Raw genomic sequence first — 526 nt, 5'->3', positions numbered from 1 at the left:
CGCGAGGATTTTCGCTGCGTCTGGGCTCCGGCCGCTACGCCCGGATTATTCTTGACGGCTCTGGGCGTACCGCCAGTTGCTTTCCTGGGCATTTGTGCTTCCTCGGACAAACTGTTTTTAAGAGATGGTTGCGGGTCGACGCTCAGGGCAGAAGCCGGTTCAAGTGCTTCGGATGTCGCGTCTGGTCCGTCGTTGGCTTGAATAAAGTCGAGTGGCGACTTCAGCCGGGCGATGGTCTCGGCTGTGAGCCCAGGATTGGGCTGGTCAAAAAAGCCATGCGGCAACCCGAGCGTAGTTTCCATATGAAAGGCGGTCTCGGGTGTGAACCTCTCGCCCTTCAACAGTTCGGCCACGCGCGTCATGCTGGATTCAAGTGCGATGGCAATATTCTCTGCGCCTACCGTATCGACCAGAAACTGGAACGACCGTGTCTTGAAAATGGAGGCGGTCTGGGCGGAGTCCTGCGCAGGCGCCTTCACATACGATTGTTTCGGCCGGTTGGGCTGAGATTTCTTTTCGTGGCGAG

Annotated in this window: 1 pseudogene; it reads right to left on the bottom strand. The window is 57.6% G+C overall.

From position 1 onward, the window contains the following. Positions 1-526, bottom strand: a pseudogene (locus U5A57_RS41365) (hypothetical protein); the annotation flags it as partial.

This window comes from Paraburkholderia sp. J11-2 (assembly GCF_905220185.1).
GTDB lineage: Bacteria > Pseudomonadota > Gammaproteobacteria > Burkholderiales > Burkholderiaceae > Paraburkholderia.
This window is presented reverse-complemented; position numbering and strand designations above follow the sequence as displayed.